This is a genomic window from Paenibacillus xinjiangensis, from assembly GCF_059686975.1.
Genome location: NZ_JCAALS010000003.1, coordinates 1 through 25,317, shown reverse-complemented (window position 1 = coordinate 25,317; position 25,317 = coordinate 1). Strand labels below are relative to the sequence as shown.

The following is a 25,317-nucleotide window of genomic DNA, read 5'->3' as shown; positions in this document are numbered from 1 at the left end:
CTTCTATATAAAAGCCATAAGCACATCTGCTCTTCGATTCCTACGCTGGCATTATCCAGATCAGGTATAAGGGTCGGAATTAGTCATGGAATTCCCTCTCAGCCAGTCTTCTACCAGCTCCCCGGAACTATTCGGTTACGTCAATAAGTTCCATTATAACAAATACCAATAAAAAAGATACCCTTAGTTTGCTCTTTACTAGTCATCAGCCGTTTTTGATACAACGTAGGTTCTAGTCCATTATCCATTGAGCTTGATTGAATACGATGTAGTCAAGTGCATATCCGCTCTTCGGAGCATTAACGGCATGGCAGGCCCTGGCAGAGAGGATTGAACAGATGAAGAGAATAGCCAGACGAAAAAAAGTCAAACGCTCCACCACTAGAAAAAGCGCAAGGCGCCTGACTCGAAGGTCATCCCATATTACACGCAAGCTAAGAAAACGTAACAAGAGCAAGCTGCTGCGCCGCAGAAGGAAGCTTCGGAGCAAGCGGAGCACTAGAAGACAACGGGCCGCCGCTACGGCGAGGCGACGCAGACGACCTGCCAAAGAAAGCCTTCCCCTTCCTATTGAGGAGCATGCCAACAGGGACAAAGGAATGAATATCATAGGCTTCATTCATGCGGAGATGGGAATTGGTGAATCTGCAAGGCTCGCAGCTAAGTCTGTCGAGACCTCCGGCATCCCTTTTGGCATGCTCAACTTCCCGTTGAAGGTTGCGACTCGAATGTCAGACATGAGCTGGGCATCCAGGAAAATAGATAAGCCTCTATACAATACGAATGTGTTTCATATGAACGCAGACTATATGGCACCTGTTATGGAGCATTTCGGCAATGAGTTATTCCACAATCGGTATAATATTGGCTATTGGCATTGGGAGCTGCCCGATTTCCCTGATGAATTCGTTCCAGCCTTCAAGCTTGTCCAGGAGGTATGGACATGCAGCAGCTTCGCAGCGGAATCCATCAGCCGCAAATCATCGGTACCTGTCATTACAATACCGCACGGTATTGAGGTTAGCTACGCCCCTGAGCTTACCCGCTCTACCTTCAGCCTTCCAGCCGATCGATTCCTCTTTATGACGATGTATGATGTCCAGAGCTACACGCTGCGCAAGAATCCTCAGGCCGTTGTTGAAGCTTTCAAGATAGCCTTCGACAAGCAGGATACCCGTGTTGGCTTAGTGCTCAAGGTCAATAATATGAACTTCAGACCAGAGGATATGATCAGCCTTCGTCAGCTTGTCGCTGAGCATAACAACATCTATCTCATCGATCGCGTCCTCTCTCGGATAGAAGTCAACTCTCTGCTCCAGAACGTCGATTGCTTCGTATCTCTGCACCGTGCAGAAGGCTTCGGACTCGGCCTGGCTGAAGCGATGTACCTCGGCAAGCCTGTCATCGGAACGAATTGGTCTGGCAATATCGATTTCATGAACGCATCCAATTCTTGTCCCGTCAACTACCAGCTTATTCCAGTCGGTCAGGACTGGGGACCCTATAAAGGCTATCAGACATGGGCTGAGCCTGATGTTCATCATGCAGCTGAGTATATGAAAAGGCTCGTCCATGATATTCCGTGGCGTGCAGCAATTGCGGCCAGCGGCAAGCACACTATCCATACGGAGTTCTCTCCCTATGCAGTGGGTCAAAAAATCCAAGCACGCTTGCAAGCACTCTCTTTATTATAAAAACAGTCGTATACCTAACACACATAGAAGACCCTTGGACGATTCGAATCGTTACCCAAGGGTCTTCTTCCTTTTCATTGCAGCTCAGTCCTCCAGTAATTCAATAAATCCTCCATCGTTTGCTCGAACGGGATTTCTGGCTGCCACCCGGTTTGAGCATGAAATTTGGAGTAATCGCCTATAAGCACTTTTACATCAGCAGGACGAAAGCGCTCTGGACGTTCTTCGATTGTAATGGATACCGTGCTTCTTGCGAGTAGAATATCCAGCATTTCTCGAATGGTTAGGCCTCTTCCGGATGCAATATTATACACTTCACCCGGATCACAGCTTTCCATAGCAAGACGATAAGCACGGACCACATCACGAACATCGGTGAAGTCTCGCTTGGCTTCCAAATTACCTACGAACAGAATTGGAGGCTTAAGCCCTTTTTCAATTTCCACAATTTGCTTGGCGAAGTTAGAGGTAACGAACTGCTCCCCTCGTCTTGGGCCTGTGTGATTGAAGGTACGCGTACAAATCGTGTGAAGACCGTACGTTTTGTAATATTGGTAACCCAAATAATTTTGAGCGATTTTGCTTACGGCATAAGGACTGAGGGGCCTCAGAGGATTCGTCTCTTTAATCGGCACCTCGTTGGCGTCCACATGACCGTATTCCTCACTGGAGCAAGCAATTAATATTTTGCAGGATAACCCTGATTTTCTAATCGCCTCGAATAGGTGAATTTGTCCTGCTAGATTATTGTTCAGCGTCTCCATAGGAGACGCCCATGATGCAGGGACGAAGCTCTGCGCCGCCAGATGAAAGATAAGATCCGGCTTCACATCTCCAATCAGCTTATCGACGGCTGAAGAATCCGTCAATTCGCACTCATACAGGTGAATGGCCGGCTGTACATGCCCAATATGCTTCAGCGAACTGCGGCTTCTAATCGTACCTGTCACTTCAATATGGCGACTAAGCAAATGCTCCGCAAGATGGCTTCCGACAAAACCGGATATTCCTGTAATTAAGGCTTTCATGCTTTGCGATCCTCCTGATCGGAATCGATGGCTGCTAAGGCATGCTTCACGTTCTGCTCTTCCTTCTTATGACAGATGAGCAGACCTTCGTCTGTCGAGACAATAATCAAATCCTCAACGCCAATCACGACGATCGGACGCTTCTCGGCATATACGATGCTGTTGCGGGTTGAGAAGGAATTCACTCTGCCTAGGAGCAGATTGTCATTCTCATCTGTATCAAAAATCCGCTCAAGCGATGTCCAAGTGCCTACATCATCCCAAATGAATGCAATCGGTATCGTATATAGTCGATTCAGCTTCTCCACAAGCGCGTAATCGATAGACAGCTTGGTTAGACGCCCGTAGGCTTGACTGAATTCATCCCCCTCCAGACCGAATATAGACCACATCTCCGGCTGGAACTCCTCCATATAGCAAGCAATTGTCGAAGGCTTCCATATAAAAATACCGCTATTCCAATACATATTCGAAGACTGGATCAAACGTTCTGCTTTTTCCCTGGAGGGCTTTTCGATAAAAGCCTTTACTGTCCTTACCCGATCGTCATATTTCCCTGCGCTTCCTCTGTCATCCGCTTCGATGTAGCCATATCCGGTCTCTGCTCTAGTAGGTACAATACCGAGCGTAACGACGACCCCATCATCCTTAGCGGCATATTCTGCTATACGCAGGGCCTCCATCCATTCTGTCGATTCCGGAATGTATTGATCGGAAGGTGCTGTAACGATGACCTCATCGCTTTCCCGCTTCAGGAAATAATGAGCCGTCAGCGCGATGCAGGGTGCTGTGTCTCTTTGCTCTGGCTCTACAATAATGTGCTCGTCGCTAAGCTCTGGAAGCTGCTCCTTCACCAGATGGCAATAATTGCTGCTCACTGCAACATATATATCCTCCTCAGCCAGAAAGCTGCGGAAGCGCCTATACGTCTGCTGAAGCATCGATTCATTCTCTGAAGTGAGTGATAGGAACTGCTTCGGCTTCGCCTCCGTGCTCCTGGGCCAGAAACGCGTCCCTTTCCCTCCTGCCATAATAACTGCTTTCAACGAAGCTCACCTCGTAACTGTATAGCTTCTACTTCTATAGCATCTACTCTTGTAATCAAACCGCAGCTCCTTTCTTTTCTAAACGGTGCTGGATGGTTTCCATTCCATATGAACATCGTATGCTTTACTAGAACGATGCAAATGGACGAATTACCCTCGCGTTCAGAAATAAGGCAAATACCGCCGCCCTTGTTCTATCGTAGAGAAACTGCCGAATCACTATATAATGAAAGGATTCTGATTCAGAGATTATAAGCTCAGTAGAATCTATCAATATTTCATAAAATAGGTACTCACACCGAGACAATTACCATCACTCTCTATCTCTATCAACATATAATTGAGTATATTCTTTGAAAGGAGACGATAACAAAATGGGTGAAACAGGTTTAACTGGTTTAACTGGTTTAACTGGCCTTACCGGTTTAACAGGTCTTACTGGAGCCACTGGCCCTACTGGTGCTACTGGCCTTACTGGCCTTACTGGCCCTGCAGGTCCTGGTTCTGCCAATGTTGGTGCGCAAGGAACATTCCCTACGCCTATCGCTGCTGCCGGTACTCCTGTTACAGCTGTAACGGTCGCTGTTCCTGTCACTGCTGCTTCGAATCAAGTCATTCTAGATGGGGTTGTGAATGTAACTCTATCGTTCACAGCTATTCTGGCAGTTGCTCTTAACCCTACGATTACTGTTGATCTACTGCAAGATGGTGTACCTGTTGCAACAGTCGTAAGCTCCGATCTTCTCGCTATTACCCTTCTTGGCGCTTTCGCATTGAACAGAGTAATACCGGTCACTTACTTCACTGGTGCGCTGGCTGCTGGAACTTACGCTTATTCATTGCAAGTAACCGTTTCAGGTGTTGTAATTGCTGCAGGCACGACTGCAACGATCTCTTATTCGTCATTGACTGCATCTATCGGAACTACTCCTTAATGACTGAAGCCGCCCCTGTATGGGACGGCTACATAAGGCTTGCTATGGTAATAAAGGCGCCTCCCCTTTGACAATAGAATCTGCCATATGGCCGAAATCGATGGCTACCTTGCCCATAGCACGGGCAATCTCCTCCACAATCAGGACCGCAGCAATACCTGCAGATACGATAGCAAGATCGAACTCATACTGAGTGGCTGCCTGCGCCACTCTTGTAGCATCATGAGCACCTTGAACAGGAGTAATGATTCCAGCAATCACAATACCTTTGGCGGCAACCTCCGATGCCAGATTATCGGCCATGTTCCCGATGACAAGCACTCTTCTCCCCTGTAAGATCCGCATGAGATAACCGGATTGATATAAGCCGTAATTGACCAGTGAGTCCGTGAAAGCTCTTCCTCGAAAATCTACACCGTAGGCATCGAATACAGCTGCAGCCAAAGGCTGGTAATTTCTCTGGCGAAGCTTCGGCACACCTACAATATTCGCACGCTTCACAGCCTCGAACAATTGATCTCGAATCGTCAAATCTGGAACCTGTACTCCTGCATAAGGGAGGAAGCTGCCTTCTTGGCGAACCTCTTCGATGGACATCGTCTTCTCTTGTGCCAGAGTAAGCAGCTCGCCATCGCCAAGTCTGATTAAGGATAGAGGCTTCTGCTCCTCTAAAGCTTGAATAATCAGGTCACCTACCTGGTGGACCGTCAGCAGCTGGACGACCCTTTCTTCCATAGCAGCTATACCAGCACCTATAATTTGTTCCAATGGGGTGTCCGGCATAATATGATTTCCCGGTAGGATACGATCTACAATCGCGTCTCCGCCTTCATATTTGCCATCTGCGAATCCAGTGCGGTAACCCTCCTGATAGGCAGCTTCCCTAGCAGCCTTATACCCTGCTCCATAGCCTTCCGAATGTCCAATATCGAAGCCCTCATTATAGGGTGGGGTGCTCGCTTCGACTGCTCCTTGCCTGCCTCTATTTCTTATATTCCTCTTGCTCTTCTTGTGCTTCTTGCTCTTCATCAGCTGTTTATTGCGTTTTCGTCGTAGTTGAGATGCTCTTCTTCCAGATTTGGCAGCCTGCATGTCACGTCCCCTCTCTACGATCAAGCTCTTGCTTATATGAACTGATGGGGATCAACTCCCCATTTGTTCATGAACAGCTGTCTGTTACGCTTAAGCAAGCGGTCAACAGATTCCTGATCATTACGAATGAAGCTGGCACTGCCATGATGATAGACGAACGAATCTTTTGCAATAACGATCCGATAACCCGCTAGCCGCGCCCGGTAACAATAATCATCATCCTCGAAGTGACCAGGAGAGAACTGCTCATCTAGCAGTCCGATTGTTCGCATGAGGTCACGTGAGAACAGCATACAGAAACCGATTACACGATTAACCTGCTCTTGCTGACCCGCTGCTTCTACCCCAATTCTCACAGCTGCCTCCGTATAGCTGCCCTCCATCGCCATCTGCTGCTTGCCGCTGACATAATTGGACATCGGCCCTGCAATCCCAATCGAATCTGTTGCCTTGAACGCCTGCAGGAGATTGTTCAGCCAGTTGTCTGTCACGAGAACATCATTATTCAGCAATAGCAGATAATCCCCCCTAGCAAGCTTCAATCCCCAATTACATGCTACCGGAAACCCGGTATTAACAGGGAGCGATACGAACAAAATGTGCTGCTGCTGCAAATAGGCAATCGTACCGTCCGTTGATCCATTATCCACAACGATCAGCTCATAGGGCTGAGGAGTACAGCGGCGGATGGATTCAACGGCTTCGCGCAGCAGAGATAGCCCATTGAAGGTAGGAATAATGATACTGGTTAACATGCTTATTCCCCTTTCTGCTCCGTACGATTGCGTGCCCTTACTCTGTCCTTATACTGCAATCTCGGATGCTGCGACTTCATAGCGAAGCCAAGTGCTTCCATGTGATCTCCAATAATGAGCCTGGCCATAGTATTACCTGCTCCAATGTTCGACTGTCTTAGCCGATTTCGTCTAATAACATCTACACTTCCGCCTGTGCCTACCTTAAGCCCTGCCTGCAGGGCAATCGCCTGTGCCTTAGGAGGTATGGCCAGATTCGCAGTTCCAATGACCTGAATTGCTCTTCGAGTTAAGGCATGTGGAACAGCTGTAAGGGAATTAATCGTTAAGTCCTCGCGCGCGGCGGATCGATTCAGAAATTCCTTAACGATTGAAACCTCATCCCGATCTGCAAATTTACCCACATACGGAAACAGATCATTCAGTACAACATCCATGCCTGAACCTGCTTTTTGTATAAAAGAAATGAGCTGCTCTGCTTCTATTGGAATGTCTGCATCGATGAACAGAACGATATCGGAAGCTGTTATTCTAGCTCCTATCGCTCTTCCAACATCATGTCCAAGCGCGGTGCTGTCATGAATAACGACTGCCCTTCGACTGCTGCGAATACGGTCAAGACTGGTATCTGTTGAGCCGTTCACAACAAACACCATTTCATGAAGCGGCATACGCTCTAACTGCTTAATCAAGTAGTCTATCGACCGTTCCTCGTTCATGACAAGCACGACAACAGCGACCGTTTTCTCAGTTGGCAGCAGCACCCAGTTTGGCACTTGTCTTCCAGATACGGAGCAGCAGCCCTTCACGAAAGCTTGCATCATGGAGCTGTATTGTCTCTGAGGAATCAAGGTTCGACTATAGTAGGCCTGCCAGAGCTGCTGGACATGCGATTGCTCATCATTATTCTCCTGCAAAGGCGAGGATTGCATGGCCCTCATGCCAGCCTGCCACGCCGTAGTCTGGCGGTATCCAGACATAGCTGATGACCGAGATTGCCGCTTCCCTACCATCCTCTGCCGTACATTCTTCCGCTGCGAGCGGCGGGATTTGCTCCGACGATAGCGTGATCTACGGACAGCCTTATTAGGCGTTCGACTCATACGATCCTTCACTCCGCTCTATTTAAATTGGTCTATGAACAGTGTATGTATCGTCTATACGAGCGTAACGGCGCATGTACATTCACCGCATCCATCAGTAGTCATCAGTAGTCATCAGCAGTCCAAGTCACAATAGCAAGATGCTTCCTGAATAAATGTGTGTATACCCTTGGCTCAATTGCCCTTTCCTATCTCCTAAGCTGAACATAAAATAGGGTAACTCTGTGCTTCTATTCTTGTATATGGAGGTTTAATCGATGCACTGGAAGTTTCACAACCCGCAATTTGCAGCTGACCAAGCTCCCGAGCTGCCTCATGAATATATGACAGCAGGTGCTTGGTCTGGACATCGCCGCTTCGCCTACGACCTTATCCGGTTTGCCAAGCCGAACATTCTTGTTGAACTTGGCACCTGGTATGGAACCTCCTTTTTCAGCTTCTGTCAGGCCGTCAAGGATGCCCAGCTGCCAACCCGCTGCTTCGCAGTCGATACCTGGCAGGGTGATAGCCATACAGGACCTTACGGACAAATCAGCGATGTGATCTATGAATCCGTACAGGCGTTCCATTCGCGGGAATTCGCCCACTTCAGCGCTCTTATTCGCAGCTCCTTCGATGAGGCACTGTCATCCTTTCCTGATGGCTCCATTGATATTCTTCACATTGACGGCCTCCACACCTATACTGCCGTCCTTCATGACCTTCAATCTTGGCTGCCTAAGGTAGCGGAGAACGGTATTATTCTCTTTCATGATACGAATGTACGGCTTGCAGATTTCGGTGTACATGTGCTATGGGAACAGTTAAGCGCCTACCCGCGCATACACTTTCCTCATTCGAATGGGCTTGGTGTGCTTTTTCCCAAGGGCTGTCCCGAGCCATTCCGAGCTTTACTAAAGGATCAGAACCGCCTGATCAGCCACTATGCTAGTGGCTAGGCTTTCGAAGTGGTTTCCCTTCGGAAAACCTGTAGCCTTTGCTTTCGAAGTGGTTTTCCTTCGGAAAACCTGTAGCCTTTGCTTTCGAAGTGGTTTTCCTTCGGAAAACCTGTAGGAGGTGTCAACCATATGTTCCCGATTCCTAATCAATTTCATAATAAAACGAGTGAATGGATTCAATCCTCCGGCATTTCTCCTGCCTTGATGCCGTACTTCTATAGGGTCATTCATCCTGCACAAACCATCACCCTTCCGGAAGTGAGAGGCATCGATCCTAGGCGCTGGGTACAGCAATGCAGCTTTGACGAGGCCTTCACGGCTATTATTCCGAATGGACGCGTGATGACAAGCAATTGTTATGTCGTCACGCCTGATAACAAACGGCTTCGGGATGTTGAGCTCGATTGCCCACTACTCGAGTTCACGGAGCTGCCAGACCCCGAATTCAGAGATGAGACGATTGCGACGCTTGTATGGGGCTGGAATATGCCTCATCTTCATATTGGCACGCAGAACACTTTCGGCCATTGGTTTTTTGATATACTGCCCCGCCTCCATCTGCTTGAGAGGAGCGGGATACCGATTGATAAATATTTGGTTGGCAAGCTTAGGCATCCTTTTCACTATGAATCATTAAGCATGCTGGGCATACCGATGGACAAAATCATAGAAGTCGATAGACCGGATTTCCATCTGCGAGCCTCCGCTCTGATCGTGCCTGCCGTTCCACTAATGGTTGGCAAATGTCCACCTTGGGGCTCACAGTTCATCGCCGAGCGGTTGAAGCATAACAGGGCAATCAAGAAGAAAAAAGGCTATGAACGAATTTACCTTACAAGAGAGGATGCAGAAGCGAGATTCGTCGTGAACGAGGACGAGGTCATGCGCAAGCTGGAGATGAGGGGCTTCAGAAAAATTGTGCTCACTCCATTGTCTACAGAGGACAAAGTCGCTATTTTTTCTTCTGCCCGAATGATCGTCGCTCCTTTCGGAAGCGGCAGTGTCAATGTAGCATTCTGCGAGCCAGGTGCAACGCTTATTGAGCTTGCCCCGAACACTTTTATCGATAATTATTTCTGGAAGCTCTGCGGGCATGCAGGAGTGCATTATTATGAAATGGTATGTGAAGTTGAGCAGCCGCCTAAGGCTCTCGTAGGGATGGATAATATCGTCGTAGACATGAATAAGCTGGAGCTATTGCTTCAGATGGCCGGGATATAAATAGACAACAGGAGGGCAATAACATGCGGATTCTCATATGGTCCCCGAACTTCTCTATTGGCGGGGGTATGCGTCTGCTCCACAACCTGACTAGCGCGATGGCAAGACAGCCTGGTGTCGATAAGATCAGACTGGTGGTCGCCCCCCATTCCATGATTAGGAATATTCAAGAGCTTAATGCCATTAGGAATGTGGAGGTCATCTATCACGATAAAGTTATCGACCATCCAGATTCCTCCTTCCTGCTTGCGAATATAGATGTCGTCTATTTCTACTGGCCCCATACACATGAGCACAAAGCCATTGATCGTCCTACTCTATGTACGTTCCACGATGCTACGATATTCGATTACGTACCTCCGTTTACTAACGGTCAACAATTGAAGCAGCATTGGGTACTGTCCAAAAAATGGCTGGATCATGTCACCTCGGTTGTCGTATCGTCTCAGCATGTCAAGAATCGTCTCATCGCGCATTTCGGCAATCGGAATGCAGCCGCTCATGTCATTCCCCATGCGATAACACCGATACCGAAGCTGTACGCAGACAATGTTTCTCCAGCTCTTGCGGGTAAAGTCCCACAGAGATATATTATTTATCCTTCCAATACGTCTCCGCATAAGAACCATAACAATCTACTACTCGCGATCGCCCGATTCAAAGACAGACAGAAATATCCGTTAGTGCTAACCGGATATTTGACAGAGACGCTGCAATTGCCTTTCCCAGACGCAACTCCAGAGCACAGCTGGATTCCTACTCTGCTATCCACGATGAAAACCACGGGACTTCGAGTAGGTACAGATGTCCTTCCGCTTGGCTTCGTCAGTGATCAAGATATCCCTGCTCTAATCAAGCATGCCGTTGCACTTATCATGCCAAGCCTGTCCGAAGGCGGCGGCAGCTATCCGGTGGAAGAAGCGCTTCGCCTCGGCACCCCCGTCCTCTGTTCCGATATTCCGGTTATGCGGGAGCACCTAGCCCGGCATAGTGCCAAGATTGCCTGGTTTGACCCGCATAACCCGGATTCTATCGTTCAAGCGCTTGAGGATCTGACAGCCAACTATCCAGCCTACAAAGCATCTGCTATGCAAGGCATTCATGACCCGACCCAGACATGGGATGATATTGCCAAAAGATATGTTGAGGTTCTTCGGGAAACCTACTGGCGTTATTACGGCAGAAGAATTTATTAAGGTGCTGCACTCGCAACATGCTCAAGAATGACGGCGTAGTCACTCGCCACATGTGACCAGTTTCTTTGCAGAATGCCGCCCAAGGCGGCTTTTTGCGCTGGAACGACTGATTTGCCTTGCGTATATAATCGAACAATGGCCGCTGCCATTTCATGCACATCTCGCGGATTGAAGCTCGCGAAGCTGCTCATGTCCGAGATCACCTCCTGCACGACCTCCAGCCTTCCAAAAGCTACTGGGGTATCCATGAGCAAGGATTCCAATATCGGGAAAGGACAGCTGCCTTCGAATAAAGTCGGCGCAACCGTACCAACTGCGTGTTTATACAGGGAAGGCAGGTCGACTGATGGAATTCGCCCTAGGAAAACAATTGAGGATCGAAGGACGGGATCTGAGACCATTTGGATCGCTGCTGCAATCTCCCTCTGACGTGGTCTACCGGCCAGATCGTCCGTGAAGACAAGCTGAAGCCCAGAGTTCAGTCCTACTTCTGTCTGCTTGAATAAATAGAAAGCCTCAATTAAGCGCTCATGATTTTTGTGAAGGCGAATAACGGAGGGGAAGGTGATATATGGGCTGTATAGCTTATATTTGGCACGGAATGCTTCCTCGCTCTGACTTCCGAACGTTGTGTATTCCTCTCGCGGAGCAGCAAACCGGACGACTGCTGTTTTATGCGCTGGCAATTGGAGAAAGGACAGGCCCTCTTGGTTTCGTATGAATTCGGAATCAAATACAACAGCTGAGGCACTAACGGTTACTTTCTGCGCAATGGAGTGAATGTACTGATAATGAGTATGCTCAGCTGAATACAGCTCTGGAAAATGCATATAAACCAAGTCATGCAAGCACACGATGAACGGTTTATGCAAATATTGTGCGAGAGCCATTCCGACATATGGAACAATCCATACCTCGGCTGGTACGTTCCGATTAATGGTATCCATACTATCCGAGTGATAGAGATGCACCCGATCGCGATAGGCTTCACTAAGCGGGGCGAATATCGCCGCTACTTCCCTGATGTTGACATCTGTCGTTGCCACATGAAGTATATAAGACTGTTCAAGCGACAATAGGCCCTCAGATAGCCTTACGATAAAGCGTCCGATGCCCTCTCCATCCATCGTCGTCAGGGAGCCGAAGCATAGAAATATGCCAACATTACGATAGTTCGGTCTAAGGCTTACGTCAGACCTTACAGCAGGCAGCTCATCACCGCTTAACAGCCTCAGTGCTTCCTCAGACAACAGCAGCTGTGCAATCCATACCCGCCGTGCTAGTCCTTGCCTTAAAGCGTCAATATAGCTATTCACCTTATCGCCCTCAGGCTCCCTTAGCAGGAATTGAATATGAATAGCGTGGATGAAATCAAGATCGGTTGCAGGATATAAGCTTTGAATAATATGTGCAGCTGTATTGGCTTCTCCCGCTGCTCCAGCGCTTAGCACCTTCTCAGCTTCCTCGCTCTGCAATAATGATGCGGCTATGATTACTTTCGGAGTCCCTTGCTCAAGCAGGCTTTTATGGGCATGGAAGCCTCCATTATCCGGCTCTCGCTGCAGTACTTGGCGATACATTTCCCATAGGAAAGGCTCCAGCTCCAGCTTGAATACCTCGCGAAGCCATTCTATAATGTTGCCGCTCCCTGCAAGCTGCTGCCTGAAAGCCGCATTGCCTGCTCGCAGCTCATCCCTATCAATGGCTTGAATAGCTGCCTGGCTGGAACGATGTGCTCTGCCTCTTCGCTTCGTCCTCGTTCCTTTCTTGCCTGACAATCTTCTGCTTCTTCTTTTCCCTTTTCTCGCTCGTCTTGTCAGCTTTCTTGGCTTTGCATGCTTGCGGCGCTTACTGTGAGCTACTCGATTTCGCGAGCCGCGCTTCACCGAACCCTTGGAGCGACGTCCTTTGCGTTTCATACCCAGCCTCCAATCCCTTCTTCTTCATAGTTAGAGTATTGTCACGGTTGGAATTAGCAACGGCATTTGCCCTAGCAGACTGGGGATTTCGACCATATTGCAATAAATAGACACACGTCTAGCCATTCGTGAAGCAAAAAACATTCCATTGAATATGATTAGAGTAACTGCTTTTATTCTTATCTTTACTGTCAGAAGGAGCGATCCACATGCTCAATCACTCTATTCCTAATTCAGCGGTCATTATCGGGGCTGGTGGCCACGCTAAAGTGATCATCGACATGCTGCGAGCTGATCCGCATGTATCGATCGTCGGCTGTACCTCGCAGGACCGAGGAAAAGCGGTTCTCGGTGTACCTGTTATTGGTGATGACAGCAGTCTGCCAGATCTGCTCGAGCAAGGCATTCGTCACGCCTTTGTAGCGATCGGCAACAATGCCAGACGACGGAGACTGGCTCAGTATGCAGAGAGTCTTGGCTTCGAGCTTATTAACGCTGTCAGTCCACATGCTTACATTGCGCCAAGTGCATCACTCGGCAAAGGCGTGGCCGTTATGGCAGGCAGTATTATTCAGCCGGATTGCCGAATTGGCTCCTACTCTATCATTAATACCGGCGCTACCATTGATCATGATAGTGTCATTGGTGAAGCCTGCCACATCGCTCCAGGAAGCACGCTTTCGGGCAGCGTCACCGTAGGAGACGAATCCTTTCTCGGCACAGGTGCGATAGCCATTGACGGCATGCATATAGGAAAAGGCTGTATGATTGGCGCGGGCGCCGTCGTTATTCGCCATATACCGGATTATGTTCTCGCTGTCGGAGTTCCGGCCACTATCATCAGACCCATGCAGACAGAGGAACGAACGTAACACGGAGGGAGGCAGAATGTTGAAGGACAAATTTTATCCGGTTGCCGTTCCCGTTTTTAACGGAAATGAGAAAAAATATGTAATGGATTGCATCGATTCAACGTGGATCTCATCTACGGGCAAATATATTACCGCTTTCGAGGATAACTTTGCTGCCTATTGCGGCACTAAATATGCGATTTCTTGCAGCAATGGAACGACCGCGCTGCATTTAGCGCTGCTCGCACATGGAGTCGGCCCTGGAGATGAGATTATCGTCCCAACGCTTACATTCATTGCTACAGCTAATGCTGTCATGTATTGCGGTGCTAAGCCCGTATTCATCGATTGTGAGCCGGATACATGGAATATGAACGCCGAGCTGCTTGAGGACTTAATCACACCGCAGACGAAAGGCATCATTCCCGTTCATCTCTATGGCCATCCAGCTGATATGGATGCGGTTATAGCCATTGCCGACAAGCACGGCTTATTCGTTCTAGAGGACGCAGCAGAAGCACTCGGTGCGGAATACAAAGGACGGAGAACCGGATCACTCGGCCATACAGCGACCTTCAGCCTATTCGGCAATAAGATCATTACGACTGGCGAAGGCGGTATGATTACGACGAATGATGAGCAATTAGCCAATACTATGAGAACCTTGCGAGGCCAAGGCATCGATCCAGTGCGCAAATATTGGTTCCCCGTTATCGGCTATAACTATAGGATAACGAATCTTCAGGCGGCAGTCGGTTGTGCTCAGTTAGAAAATGTAGATTGGCATGTAGGGGAGAGAATACGTGTCGCCTCCTTATATACAGAGCAATTACAATCGGAATCAGCGCTTACCCTTCCCGTGCAACAGCCATGGGCCAAAAATGTGTATTGGATGTTCAGTATCGTCCTGAACAAATTAGATGCGGCAGGCCGAGACCAGTTCATGGCGATGCTGAAGGAAGACGGCATCGAGACCCGCCCATTCTTTTATCCGATGCATATTCTTCCCCCTTACAAAAATCTGCAGCCCTTGGAGCAGTTCCCTGTTGCCAATCGCATCGCTGCACAAGGCATTAACATCCCTACCTATGGTGGAATTAGCGAGCTGGATATTCAGCACATTAGTAATCGAATTAAAGAGCGTCTGCGCGAATTGTAATACAGCGGTTCTTGTGCGGGGTTCCCTATGGAGGTGCTCCGCTCAAGGCTGTCTCATAAGTCATCGTTGAGACTTAAGTCAGTCTCGTATATATGGAAATGGCTAAATAACGAATCGTGCCTTTGTCGTCTAACGTCACATTTTCTTTCGTTAAGCAGCTTATTTCTCTATCTTCTACACAGTAATGGATAGGTTTGGTGTTGCTGGGGACTAGATCGAGTGAAATGGAAAGAAATAAAGTCATTAGCTTAAGAAATAAGATACCTAACTTAGATAATGAACAGCATATCGTGAAAAATAGCCGTACAGGATTAGACACCCTGTACGGCTATTTTTTTATGTTTTGAAACATTTTGGTTAAAAATGAGCTGTCTCTCCAGCGAACTTCATACTTTTGAGACAGCCCCTTCGCTTGAAATTATGGCTGCTAGTTATTCCGAATCCAAGCTTACATCGTACCCGAGTTTGCGCAAATCAGATACACGGCGTACCTCTTCCAGATCTGTTGCCACCATTTCCCTGACCAGCTCAGTAAGCGTGATAGCCGGCTCCCAGCCAAGCTTCGTAAGAGCCTTCGTCGCATCTCCGAGCAGCAGATCGACCTCAGTCGGCCGATAGAAGCGCGGAGACACCTGAACTACCTTTTGCCCGGCAGGAAGCTGGTGCTTCGGATGGCTGCAGGAGACAACATAACCGAACTCATCCTCCGCTGTGCCTTCGAATGCCACTTCAATCCCCGCTTCAGCAAAGGCTAGCCGGACGAACTCACGCACTTCCGTTGTCTGACCCGTTGCAATGACAAAGTCCTCTGCCTCTGACTGCTGCAAAATTCTCCACATCGCTTCGACATAGTCACGCGCATGGCCCCAATCCCGCTTAGCGGATAGATTGCCGAGCTCCAGTGTCTCCTGCATGCCGGAAGCAATTCGAGCTACTGCCCGTGTTATTTTGCGCGTTACGAAGGTTTCGCCCCGCACTGGGCTCTCATGATTGAACAAAATTCCATTGCATGCATACATCCCATAAGCTTCTCGATAGTTCACGGTAATCCAATAGCCATACAGCTTTGCAACCGCATAAGGGCTGCGAGGATAGAAGGGCGTCGTCTCACTCTGTGGAACAGCCTGCACAAGTCCGTATAGCTCTGAAGTAGAAGCCTGATATACCCGAGTCTTCTCGGTCAATCCGAGCAGCCTTACCGCCTCAAGCAGCCGGAGCGTGCCAATACCATCCGCGTTGGCTGTATACTCAGGAGTCTCGAAGCTCACATGCACATGGCTCATTGCCGCCAGATTATATATTTCGTCCGGCTGAATGCTCTGGACTAGACGAATCAAATTAGTGGAATCCGTCAAGTCTCCGTAATGCAGGAATAACGGCCTTTCAGCACGACTTGCAGCCTCGACAAGACGATCGATTCGGCCAGTGTTGGACAATGAGCTGCGGCGCCTTAGACCATGCACCACATAGCCCTTGCTCAGCAGCAGCTCGGCAAGATACATGCCATCCTGTCCTGTAATGCCTGTAATGAAGGCGACCTTATTCATGGCTCCCTCCGAATTCATCATATTTGGTCAATGGCATATACCATTCCAATATGGTATGAATCTAGCGGCAGGACGGGTACCTTACAAGCAACCATTTTCAATAAGGAGTCAGCGTAACAGATACTTTGCCATCACTGATTATACGTGTCTGACAGCCGAGTCGATAGCCAGATGCGATCTCACCTGGATCAAGACGTTTAATTTCCTTATCATTGGGCTCGGATATATGCTTTCTTCCTTCACTAACATAACAACGACATCGGGCACACAGCCCTTTTTTACATTCGAAGCTCCACTCTATCTCATTCTTCTGAGCGAGCTCGAGTATCGTAAGTCCCAGCTCTGCACTGACCACACGAGTCGACGTACGACCCTTGAGCTCAACCACCTCATCTGATTGATAGTCCAGATCAGCTGCTTCCTCTGTTTTGCCGATGAGCTTCATCCACCAGCCCTTTAATTGCAATCCGCTCAAGCTTCAAGCCCTCCTGATTCATCCCTCATTAGTCTATATTTCCATTATAAGCTAATGTACCCGAAACAAACCTCAGGCTTGCATCATTGAGCTGGCGGGTTAAATATTTTCCCATCGATTCTTGAAGAACATCTCGTAGCTCTTCGTAACTACAATCTTAAGTATCATATAGACTGGAATAATGAGCAGGAAGCCAATCATGCCCGCTACATCACCGCCGACTAGGATGAGTATGATCGTTGTCAACGGATGAATATCCAGCTGCTTGCCAAATATATAAGGTGCTATTAAGTTATCTTGAATCTGCTGCGCGACTAATATAATAACAATCGACCATATCGCCGTAGAAGGGGATTCGATAAATCCGACGATGAACACGGGTATAGCCGACAGGATCGCGCCTACAAACGGAATGAAGTTCATGATAACGGCTACGACCGTCAGCAATAGCGCATAAGGCAATCCGATGAGCAGGAAGCCTAAGTACATAAGCACTCCTAAAGCTAGATTAATGATGACCCTGCCTACGATAAATCCGCTTAATGCATTGTCGATATCCTCCACGACGATACTGCCTTCCTTGCGGAATCGCTTCGGAATGAAGCTCACTATTTTGCGTCCGAATTTCCCGCCCTCCTTCAGCATGTAGAACAGCATGATCGGGAAGGTGAACAGAATGATCGCGAAGTTGGAGAAGAAAGAGAATAAGCCAGTAACGTAATTCGTTACCACAGCAAATCCTTTATTCAAGTATTCCGTCAGCTGGGACAGGGGGCTAAAGTCTGCCGGAAGAATTCCCGATAACCACTCACTATCCTCTAGCTGCTGAAGCTCATTAGTAAGGGTATTGAATAGGATAGGCGCATTCTCTACGAAGTTAATTAATTGCGTTCGCAAGGACGGCCATACGATTAGTCCAAACGCCGCGAGCAGAATAGCAATGACGATATAAATAATGATAATCGCCAGTGTCCGGGGAATTTTATGCTTCTCCATGAAGTTTACAACTGGACGGAGCAAATAATAGAAAAAGCCGGCCAGCATCAGCGGTATTAGAATAACGCTGAATAAAGATAGGATGGGACGAAAGATGAAGTTAACCAGCGTCCCCAAATAAACGATGCCCAGCACGAGCACTAAGGCTATACATATACGAATAAACAAATTAAGCTTAGCCATGCTTTCCTCCCTTAGAATTTAATTCCAACAACAACTATTCCTATGATAATCATTAAAAATGCAAATAACAACAGCTTGGCAAAAGTCACTGTGTTCACCTTCCATTTAGTTATCTTGGCAATCGGATGGTGAACAACGTCGACTCCTCGCCATGACTGCCAAGTCGCAGCGTGCCCCCCATTTTTTCTGTGTTCTTCCGAGCAATCGATAGACCAAGCCCGGTGCCTCCCGTTGTCGACCTTGCTTCATCACCACGAACGAACGGATCAAATATCGTAGCCCACAGCTCCTGCGGGATGCCTATTCCCGTATCAGCTATTTCAATTGCAATCTCATGCTCCATTGGAATTAATGCCACACGCAGGCTGGTGCCTGGCGGATTATACGTAACCGCATTCGAAATTAAGTTGTGCAGCACGCTGGACAACAGCTCAGAATCGAATCTGGCATACACATCCTCTTCAGGAACCTGGAACTGAAGGATGAACTTCTTCTGCTCGATTTCCCCATAAGTCTCCGCCATCGTTTCTCTTAGGAACTCGCCAATCTCCTGCCGTTCAATTCGGAGCAGGAAGTCCGGGGAATCAACCTTGAGCAGCTCTAGCATGTTCTGGATCAGCTTCGTCACTTGAGTGGCTTTGTTATAAATGTAGCTCAAGTAACGTTTCTGACGTTCATTGTCCTCGCCACGGCCCTCGTTCAGCGCCTGCGCATAACCCTGAATACTTGTTATTGGTGTCTTAAGATCATGAGAGAGATTGACGATTAAGCGCTGCTTGCTCTCCTCCGCATACCGCTTCTCCGCCGTCGTCCGTTCAATCACATCAGCCATATAGTTGAAGGTATCCCCAATCTGGGTAAATTCCTTCTCCGCATAGAGGGAAATCCGCGTATTATAATTGCCTTCGATCATCTGCTTCAGACCGAGCGTAAGAATCTGCAGCGGCTTCTTAATACGTCTGGCCACCCAATAGCTATATACAAAAATAAGCAGCAGAATAAGCCCTATACCTAGAAAAATGTAGAAGGAATACGGGTAATGCAGCGTCGTCACAGTCTCTGCATGATTTATATTTATGTTGACCATCGTCCGTGGAATTTTGAGCAATAGATAACGTTCCTCCGTATTCCCTTCAAGAGAGGACAAAGAATAATAATACGGCTGCCTACTAGCGTTGCTGAGCCGCTCATACAGCTCTGACTCGGTATATGCTTGAACCTGATCACTCTTGACACCTTTTACCCGTACGATCTGACGATCTGCATTCAACAGCTCAAGCCAGCCTCCGCTTAGCTGCAGCCGCTCAAGCTCAGCAACGCTGCCGCTGCCTTCCCTATAATAGCTGGCTTCCACCTTCAAGTCGGGATCTGGCTCCGCGCCATTATCATCCCTTCTGATTACATCCAGCGTGAATCCTACATACACCGCTGCCAGAACCAGCAGCAGCATGCCATTGAAGAATAAGAAGTCGAACATAAGCGACGTTTGCAGCAGCCGCTTTTCTCTAGATTTCCGGAGGCGCTTCAATTTTGTACCCCAATCCTCTAATCGTTTTCAAATAGACCGGCTGCTTGGAATCCGTTTCGATTTTCTCTCGCAGATTGCTAATGTGTACCATGATTGTACTATCATCATGCGAATAGTAATCTCCCCATACTGCCTCATATATTTTCTTGCGTGTATATACACGTCCTGGCTGCTCCAGCAGCAGATCCACGATCTTATATTCAGTTGGTGTCAGTGGGACAGGCTGGCTGGCGCGATACAGAATACACTGTATCCGATCCAGCTTCAGCTCGCCTACCTGAATCGGTCTATTATCCGTTTGGGAGGGCTGCTGTACATCAAATTGATAGACTCGCCTCAGCAAGGCTTCGACGCGTGCGACAATTTCTAATGGGTTGAAGGGCTTGGCTATATAGTCGTCTGCTCCAAGGCTAAGGCCAAGAATTTTATCATGATGCTCGCTTCTTGCGGACAAGAACAGCACGGGCAATCGATGCGTCGCCCGAATTTTCTTAATGAGCTGCAAGCCATCGAGTCCCGGCATCATGATATCCAGAATAGCTAGATGAATGTCCTGTGTCCGTATGAGCTCCAACGCTCGTGCTCCGTTCTCCGCCTCCACAATTGTGTAGTCCTTCTCTAAGTACAGCTGCAGCAATTCAACGATTTCCGGCTCGTCATCCGCTATCAGAATCGTGTATGTCATAGTTCCCCCTGTACTTCTATACCTTAGCTGTTCATGCACAGCTTATTCCTCTTACTTCACGCGCAATAGCTCGTCCGCACGACTAGCTTTCTCTTCTTCTCGGAAGGCGACGCCATCTACCTTCACATTCACCTCTACAACGGACAGACCCGTCATATTCTCTACCGTATCACGCACCGTGTGCTGAAGCTCTGTGCATATCTTTTGAATACTGCTGCCGTAGTGCACAATAATACGCAGATCAATGGCAGCCTCCTGTTGACCGACTTCTACGGTGATACCTTTTTGTATGCTTTTACCACTAAGTCGCTTGGCTATTCCCTCAGATATGCCTCCCGACATAGCTGCAATGCCCGGCACTTCCAATGCTGCCATGCCTGCAATGCTTGTCACCACATCATTCGAAATACGTACAAGACCTGTCTGGCTCTCTTGTGACATAAGGTCACACCTCCACATGTATAGGATTGGTTCTATTATTGTCTATTCCAATTATATCCTGAATGACTTCGTTTCAGCCTGCAATGCTAAGGGCAAAGCCTGAACAATGCATTCTATTAGGTTCATTATACTATTGGAATCTAAAATCTATCTAAGGAGAATCTAAAGATTTCCTTAATTTTCAGAAGGCAAAGAGCCTGACCTCATTATAGAAGCCAGGCTCTTGGGAAGGAATAGCATTGCTTTATCCTGAAGACGGGTTCGTCATCAGCTTCGCAGCTAGTGCGCGGATTTCAGCGCTTAATCTTGTATTAATAGGATGAATCTCCTCAAGGTAATTCAGCATACACAAGGCGGATTCTGGCACTTTATCATAGCCTTGAATTAGCGGGCCAATTCTACTTGCGAAGACAGGGAATCGCTTCTCCATTCTTCGTTCATTGCCGAATGAATCTGGATAATAATCCACCTCTTTCTCCAATAAATGCATAATGGATAACAAACCATCTATGGGGTACTGTTGTATAAATTTTGCAGCCGATAATTTCTCCCCTCTGGCGTAGCGGCCAAGTCCAACATATAAATTCGTTAATGCTTCATTAACAACAAAATCAACTGATCTGCCTCTCACACTAGGAATGCTGCTTGTTCCAAGAGCAAGCGCAGCATTATCATAAGCTGGAGCCTTCCACACGACTCTTCCTTCCGAATAAACAGCTGACTCCAGCTCCGATTCCTCGAATACAGCATACTCCCCATATATGCCGTCCTCGAACATCACCTTATAGCCAAGATCACAATTCTTGAAGGCATAAGCCAGCGGATGAACATCCTCAAGCCAGTCTAATTGATCGATAAATCGTTGTTTGCAGTTAGGAGCAGCAACGACGTAGAAATCCAAATCTGAATAATCGTCAATTCGAGCAGTCTCCTTCCCTACTGAGCCAAGTCCGATAAGCATTAACGCTTCTCCTTTCTGTTCCAGCATCTCTCCAATTGCATCCAACCGCTGAAGCAATACCTCTTTTGTCGTCATAACTATTCTCCTTTGCATATCCAGCAACGCAAAAAGGGTTCAACCCCAATGAATGAGGTTGAACCCGTAAGTTGCATTGCCTTTATATTGCATTCAGAATATCATAGCTGATTTGGCATCGTCAATAAGTATTAGACCTAATGTCATTCCGTCCGCGATTTGATTTCATTCATTACCTGTTACAATCTCGTATCCTTAACAGATTCATCCGCTACATAGAATAGCAGAATATTAGCAGCATGGTAGACGCTATGGGCAAATACACCAGGAGTATGAGCTGCATCTCCTCAAATCGATCATAGCATCCGGGCACGGTACTATCCTAAAGCGTTCCGTAATGTAATGTGCATCTCCTCGAGCCGGCCGCCGTGAAGCCAGTCTATCACTTTATTTTCTCCGAACAATTATCATTGATTCAATCCACTTGTCAGTTTGCATTTGGAGGAATCTCCTCTATATAGAGAACAAGGAACGAAAGCTGATAGAACTTTTTAGAAATGAGTACCTTGGCTATGATTTTTATAATGTAAACTTTCTCAAACCCAAGCATGATAGACTGGGAGAGGTGACTGGGGTCGATGGAATTTTGTGGACACGACACGATTTCATTTCAACAACTATTTCAGCAAAAAAGCCCCCTTTTGCGACAGCGATTGATTCATTCTTTAGGAGCTACTTTGCTTTGCAAGTACAGTTCCAACTAAAGTTGATTACCTAAGCAGCACTGCGTTGCGCACGTTAATGTTTAAAGACTTTATTGACCATTTCCGTAGATACAAACATAACACTAAAAAGGATAAGCAGAATTATGGGTACCATATTCATTCCAAATTGGCTTGCGATAACGCCCATGACTAATGGAATGAGTGTGGACCCCGTATAAGCGCTTGCCATTTCGAGTCCAATAACACTTGAGGAGGCCTTTTCGCCAAAGCGCTCTGGTGTTGCATGAACAATACTTGGATAGATTGGTGCTCCACCTAGTCCTACAATAAACAACGCTCCGGCAGCAGCCCACGATGGGACTGGTAAAATAAGAAGCAGTAGTCCGGCACAGCCAACTACTCCACCGTATCGGATCAGGATTTTACTCGATACAGTAGTCGAAAGGAAACCCGAAATAATACGCCCAATTATGATTCCCATAAAAAACAAGGAAGTGAACGCTGCAGCAGTGACAGGAGAAATTCCTTTGCTCCCTATAAAAAAAGATGCCATCCATAGCCCAGCGGCTGTTTCCGAACCATTGTAACAAAGCATGGCAATCATGGACATTTTAACGCCAGGAATACTAAATGCCTCTCTATTACTTATGAGTTTTTTCTCACTTTCCCCCTCTTCTAATTTCCTTTTCTCGAAAATCTTCCACAAAGACAACGAAGAAAGTAATATTACAAAAACAAAAGTAAGGAGCAGCCCTACCACAAGATATCCAGCACGCCAGTTATTATCATTATTAAGCGAAAACGACATGACAAAAGGGCCAGTCATTGCTCCGATCCCCCAGAAACAATGCAGCCAGCTCATATGCTTGGCTTTGAAATGCAATGCTACATAATTACTTAGTGCAGCATCAACAGAACCGGCACCTAATCCCAAAGGAATCGCCAAAAGGATTAGAAATAAGAATTCGTTGGATATAGAATACCCAAGCAGGGCAATCGTCGTTGATAAGATACTGAATAAAGTTACTTTCCCTGTACCAAATCTGTGTAAAAATCTGCTTGCCAATAAGCTGGATAGCACCGTAAAAAATGAGACCGTCATGGCTATATATCCTGCCATTTCGGTTGTGGCACCAATTTCATGTCTCATTACGGGCCAAGCACTGCCAAGCAAAGCATCCGGCAATCCAAGACCTATAAACGCGAGGTAAATAATAATTAGTAGTAAAGTAATCATCGTTGTTCTCTCCTCATTTTGTGCGATCTCATTATGTTAATTTATACTGCGTTTTCATTACTATTCATTGCGACTCCTCCTAATAAAACAATAATTCCCTATTTATGATAAGAAAAATATAGACGTGATGTTATAAAAATTCTTTTCATTTCCCTATCAATTTATACTTGATAGGAAATTCTAGGGAACGATTTAGTTTAGATATTTTTTCAAAAAATAAAACAAGACGTATTTGAGTACATCGAACTCTTTTACAATCAGAAACGAACTCACGGTTCATTGCCCCAGACCACATTAAAGCTGCTTACTACAAAAGTATCGCGTGAGCAACGTTAATTGGTGTCCACTTTTTTGTCAGAGGTCCAAGAGCTGTTTCATAATCATATAGCCTTTCAGAGAGTTTAGTTTTTTAGCATTATTAGTATGTTATAATGAAAAATTATAAACTTTAAAGCTACTTCAAAGTCAATAACCGTATCAGTACAAAGGTATTTGACAATTCAATATAGTTTTCTATAGGAAGGAAATATTTCATGGAAAAATTTATGAAGATCAGCGATGTATCAGAAGCTCTCGGTGTTTCTACGTCGACTTTGAGATTTTGGGATAAAGAGGGCCTGATCCGCTTCGAACGCAACAATGATAACAACTACCGGAATTTTTCTTTCCAAACGATGCTCGATATTTGTGATATTATTTTTTTTAGAAGTCTGGAGCTTCCATTATTTAAAATCAAAGAGATCGACACCAAGAGTGCCGATGAACTAGCCTTGTTGTTTAGAGAAACAAAGACCGACTTGGAACAGAAAATCACCTACTTGCAGCAAGTGACTGAACGAATCCAGGCAAGAGAAATAAAATTAGAAAAATATAAACATATGCAATCACAACCACTGTGTGTAATAAAAGCTCGGTTGTCCCCAGTCCGCTCTTTTAATTTTCAGGATAAAGAGATGGTACAATTGTATCTGGATGATCCTGGACTATCGGCAGATATACTTTCAAGTCCCTTTGTAGATTCAATGGTCTGCGGCATGTTTGTAGATTCGGAGACAAAAAATATTTTACGTGAAGGAGACGATGAAGAAAGAAAATATTTGTATGGATTGCTTTGGATGAACCGAGAAAAGCAAATGAATGCGGAGGAATTTTGGAGCACCGCACAACGCTTGGGTTACAGGGGAGGTACTATGATCTGTAAATATCTTCTTTCAACCAAAGAAGAGGGAAAAGAACTACGTATTTTTTATGAAGCATGGCTAGAAATTGATTGATTCACCTCCATACTCGTTATGTTCACATTAAACAAAGGCCACAGACCGTATCATACACAAGGCTGCCGTAAGCAACATTCAATCGGCAGCCTTGCTGTCTCTTTTACCCATCTAGTAGAGCGAAGAGCCCTTTTTGTTGATACCATAAGAAACTAGTTAATACCAAAATAATAGCCATAAATAATGCAATAACACTCTTCGGGAGTCTGTAAAATAGTTTGTGTAAACTCCAAAACCTACTAAAATGAAAGTAGTAGAAAGGTTGGGGAGAGCACATGGGACTGTGGACCAAAGAGCAATTACGTTCGTTTAT

At 46.8% G+C, this 25,317-nt stretch carries 22 protein-coding genes and 1 riboswitch; of the genes, 8 read left to right on the top strand and 14 right to left on the bottom strand.

Features of this window, described 5'->3' with window-relative positions:
• Window positions 1-19: 19 nt before the first annotated feature.
• Window positions 20-132: riboswitch (TPP riboswitch) on the bottom strand.
• Between the two features lie 206 nt (window positions 133-338).
• Complete coding sequence (locus tag AC6ESP_RS04040; RefSeq protein ID WP_497095404.1) at window positions 339-1,694, top strand: glycosyltransferase; 1,356 nt, start codon at window positions 339-341, stop codon at window positions 1,692-1,694.
• 74 nt (window positions 1,695-1,768) lie between these two features.
• On the opposite strand, the gene AC6ESP_RS04035 is transcribed toward AC6ESP_RS04040, so the two are convergent.
• Together AC6ESP_RS04035 and AC6ESP_RS04030 are read right to left on the bottom strand one after the other, a co-directional pair.
• A complete protein-coding gene (locus AC6ESP_RS04035; protein WP_497095403.1) occupies window positions 1,769-2,722 on the bottom strand; it encodes a GDP-mannose 4,6-dehydratase in 954 nt (317 codons plus the stop codon).
• Entirely contained in the window at window positions 2,719-3,768 is a 1,050-nt protein-coding gene (locus AC6ESP_RS04030) for a mannose-1-phosphate guanylyltransferase (protein ID WP_497095402.1), read from the bottom strand. Before AC6ESP_RS04030 ends, AC6ESP_RS04035 begins: the two co-directional genes overlap by 4 nt.
• Window positions 3,769-4,142: 374 nt before the next feature.
• Here AC6ESP_RS04030 and AC6ESP_RS04025 point away from each other — a divergent pair, with 374 nt between their 5' ends.
• Window positions 4,143-4,703: a hypothetical protein gene (locus tag AC6ESP_RS04025; protein ID WP_497095401.1), complete on the top strand. Its 561-nt coding sequence runs from the start codon at window positions 4,143-4,145 to the stop codon at window positions 4,701-4,703.
• 42 nt (window positions 4,704-4,745) lie between these two features.
• Here the strand turns inward: AC6ESP_RS04025 and AC6ESP_RS04020 are convergent, their stop codons facing one another.
• The 3 genes from AC6ESP_RS04020 to AC6ESP_RS04010 are packed head-to-tail and all read right to left on the bottom strand — an operon-like array spanning window position 4,746 to window position 7,530.
• Window positions 4,746-5,819, bottom strand: coding sequence for a GT-D fold domain-containing protein (locus AC6ESP_RS04020; protein WP_497095400.1), 1,074 nt, complete (start codon window positions 5,817-5,819; stop codon window positions 4,746-4,748).
• 8 nt (window positions 5,820-5,827) lie between these two features.
• Window positions 5,828-6,550: a glycosyltransferase family 2 protein gene (locus AC6ESP_RS04015; protein ID WP_497095399.1), complete on the bottom strand. Its 723-nt coding sequence runs from the start codon at window positions 6,548-6,550 to the stop codon at window positions 5,828-5,830.
• A gap of 2 nt (window positions 6,551-6,552) precedes the next feature.
• Window positions 6,553-7,530 carry a glycosyltransferase family 2 protein gene (locus tag AC6ESP_RS04010; protein ID WP_497095398.1) on the bottom strand — a complete coding sequence of 326 codons (978 nt, stop codon included), beginning with the start codon at window positions 7,528-7,530 and terminating at the stop codon, window positions 6,553-6,555.
• Between the two features lie 380 nt (window positions 7,531-7,910).
• Here AC6ESP_RS04010 and AC6ESP_RS04005 point away from each other — a divergent pair, with 380 nt between their 5' ends.
• The 3 genes from AC6ESP_RS04005 to AC6ESP_RS03995 all read left to right on the top strand — a co-directional run bounded on the left by AC6ESP_RS04005 (window position 7,911) and on the right by AC6ESP_RS03995 (window position 11,008).
• The gene (locus AC6ESP_RS04005; protein ID WP_497095397.1) at window positions 7,911-8,591 is read left to right on the top strand and encodes a class I SAM-dependent methyltransferase; all 681 of its coding nucleotides are present in this window, start codon (window positions 7,911-7,913) and stop codon (window positions 8,589-8,591) included.
• A gap of 129 nt (window positions 8,592-8,720) precedes the next feature.
• Complete coding sequence (locus AC6ESP_RS04000; RefSeq protein WP_497095396.1) at window positions 8,721-9,812, top strand: glycosyltransferase family 61 protein; 1,092 nt, start codon at window positions 8,721-8,723, stop codon at window positions 9,810-9,812.
• 23 nt (window positions 9,813-9,835) lie between these two features.
• Window positions 9,836-11,008, top strand: a complete 1,173-nt coding sequence (locus AC6ESP_RS03995) for a glycosyltransferase family 4 protein (protein WP_497095395.1) — start codon at window positions 9,836-9,838, stop codon at window positions 11,006-11,008.
• On the opposite strand, the gene AC6ESP_RS03990 is transcribed toward AC6ESP_RS03995, so the two are convergent.
• On the bottom strand, window positions 11,005-12,927 hold the full coding sequence (locus AC6ESP_RS03990; protein ID WP_497095394.1) for a glycosyltransferase: 1,923 nt from the start codon (window positions 12,925-12,927) through the stop codon (window positions 11,005-11,007). The genes AC6ESP_RS03995 and AC6ESP_RS03990 overlap by 4 nt on opposite strands.
• Before the next feature lie 209 nt (window positions 12,928-13,136).
• Between AC6ESP_RS03990 and AC6ESP_RS03985 the strand changes: the two genes are divergently transcribed.
• The gene (locus AC6ESP_RS03985) at window positions 13,137-13,799 is read left to right on the top strand and encodes an acetyltransferase (protein WP_497095393.1); all 663 of its coding nucleotides are present in this window, start codon (window positions 13,137-13,139) and stop codon (window positions 13,797-13,799) included.
• A gap of 16 nt (window positions 13,800-13,815) precedes the next feature.
• Window positions 13,816-14,937: a DegT/DnrJ/EryC1/StrS family aminotransferase gene (locus tag AC6ESP_RS03980; protein ID WP_497095392.1), complete on the top strand. Its 1,122-nt coding sequence runs from the start codon at window positions 13,816-13,818 to the stop codon at window positions 14,935-14,937.
• 431 nt (window positions 14,938-15,368) lie between these two features.
• On the opposite strand, the gene gmd is transcribed toward AC6ESP_RS03980, so the two are convergent.
• From gmd to AC6ESP_RS03940, 8 genes are all read right to left on the bottom strand, one after another.
• A complete protein-coding gene (gene gmd / locus AC6ESP_RS03975) occupies window positions 15,369-16,484 on the bottom strand; it encodes a GDP-mannose 4,6-dehydratase (protein ID WP_497095391.1) in 1,116 nt (371 codons plus the stop codon).
• A gap of 97 nt (window positions 16,485-16,581) precedes the next feature.
• Window positions 16,582-16,959: a 2Fe-2S iron-sulfur cluster-binding protein gene (locus AC6ESP_RS03970; RefSeq protein ID WP_497095390.1), complete on the bottom strand. Its 378-nt coding sequence runs from the start codon at window positions 16,957-16,959 to the stop codon at window positions 16,582-16,584.
• A 99-nt stretch (window positions 16,960-17,058) separates the two neighbouring features.
• Complete coding sequence (locus AC6ESP_RS03965) at window positions 17,059-18,138, bottom strand: AI-2E family transporter (RefSeq protein WP_497095389.1); 1,080 nt, start codon at window positions 18,136-18,138, stop codon at window positions 17,059-17,061.
• A 109-nt stretch (window positions 18,139-18,247) separates the two neighbouring features.
• Window positions 18,248-19,615 (bottom strand): sensor histidine kinase, encoded by a 1,368-nt coding sequence (locus AC6ESP_RS03960; RefSeq protein WP_497095388.1) that lies wholly within the window; start codon window positions 19,613-19,615, stop codon window positions 18,248-18,250.
• A gap of 28 nt (window positions 19,616-19,643) precedes the next feature.
• Window positions 19,644-20,351, bottom strand: coding sequence for a response regulator transcription factor (locus tag AC6ESP_RS03955; protein WP_497095387.1), 708 nt, complete (start codon window positions 20,349-20,351; stop codon window positions 19,644-19,646).
• Between the two features lie 51 nt (window positions 20,352-20,402).
• Window positions 20,403-20,792: an Asp23/Gls24 family envelope stress response protein gene (locus tag AC6ESP_RS03950; RefSeq protein ID WP_497095386.1), complete on the bottom strand. Its 390-nt coding sequence runs from the start codon at window positions 20,790-20,792 to the stop codon at window positions 20,403-20,405.
• Window positions 20,793-21,036: 244 nt separating this feature from the next.
• Entirely contained in the window at window positions 21,037-21,828 is a 792-nt protein-coding gene (locus AC6ESP_RS03945; RefSeq protein WP_497095385.1) for a hypothetical protein, read from the bottom strand.
• 738 nt (window positions 21,829-22,566) lie between these two features.
• Window positions 22,567-23,730 carry an MFS transporter gene (locus AC6ESP_RS03940; RefSeq protein WP_497095384.1) on the bottom strand — a complete coding sequence of 388 codons (1,164 nt, stop codon included), beginning with the start codon at window positions 23,728-23,730 and terminating at the stop codon, window positions 22,567-22,569.
• A gap of 533 nt (window positions 23,731-24,263) precedes the next feature.
• Here AC6ESP_RS03940 and AC6ESP_RS03935 point away from each other — a divergent pair.
• Window positions 24,264-25,004 (top strand): MerR family transcriptional regulator, encoded by a 741-nt coding sequence (locus tag AC6ESP_RS03935; RefSeq protein WP_497095383.1) that lies wholly within the window; start codon window positions 24,264-24,266, stop codon window positions 25,002-25,004.
• Window positions 25,005-25,317: the final 313 nt, after the last annotated feature.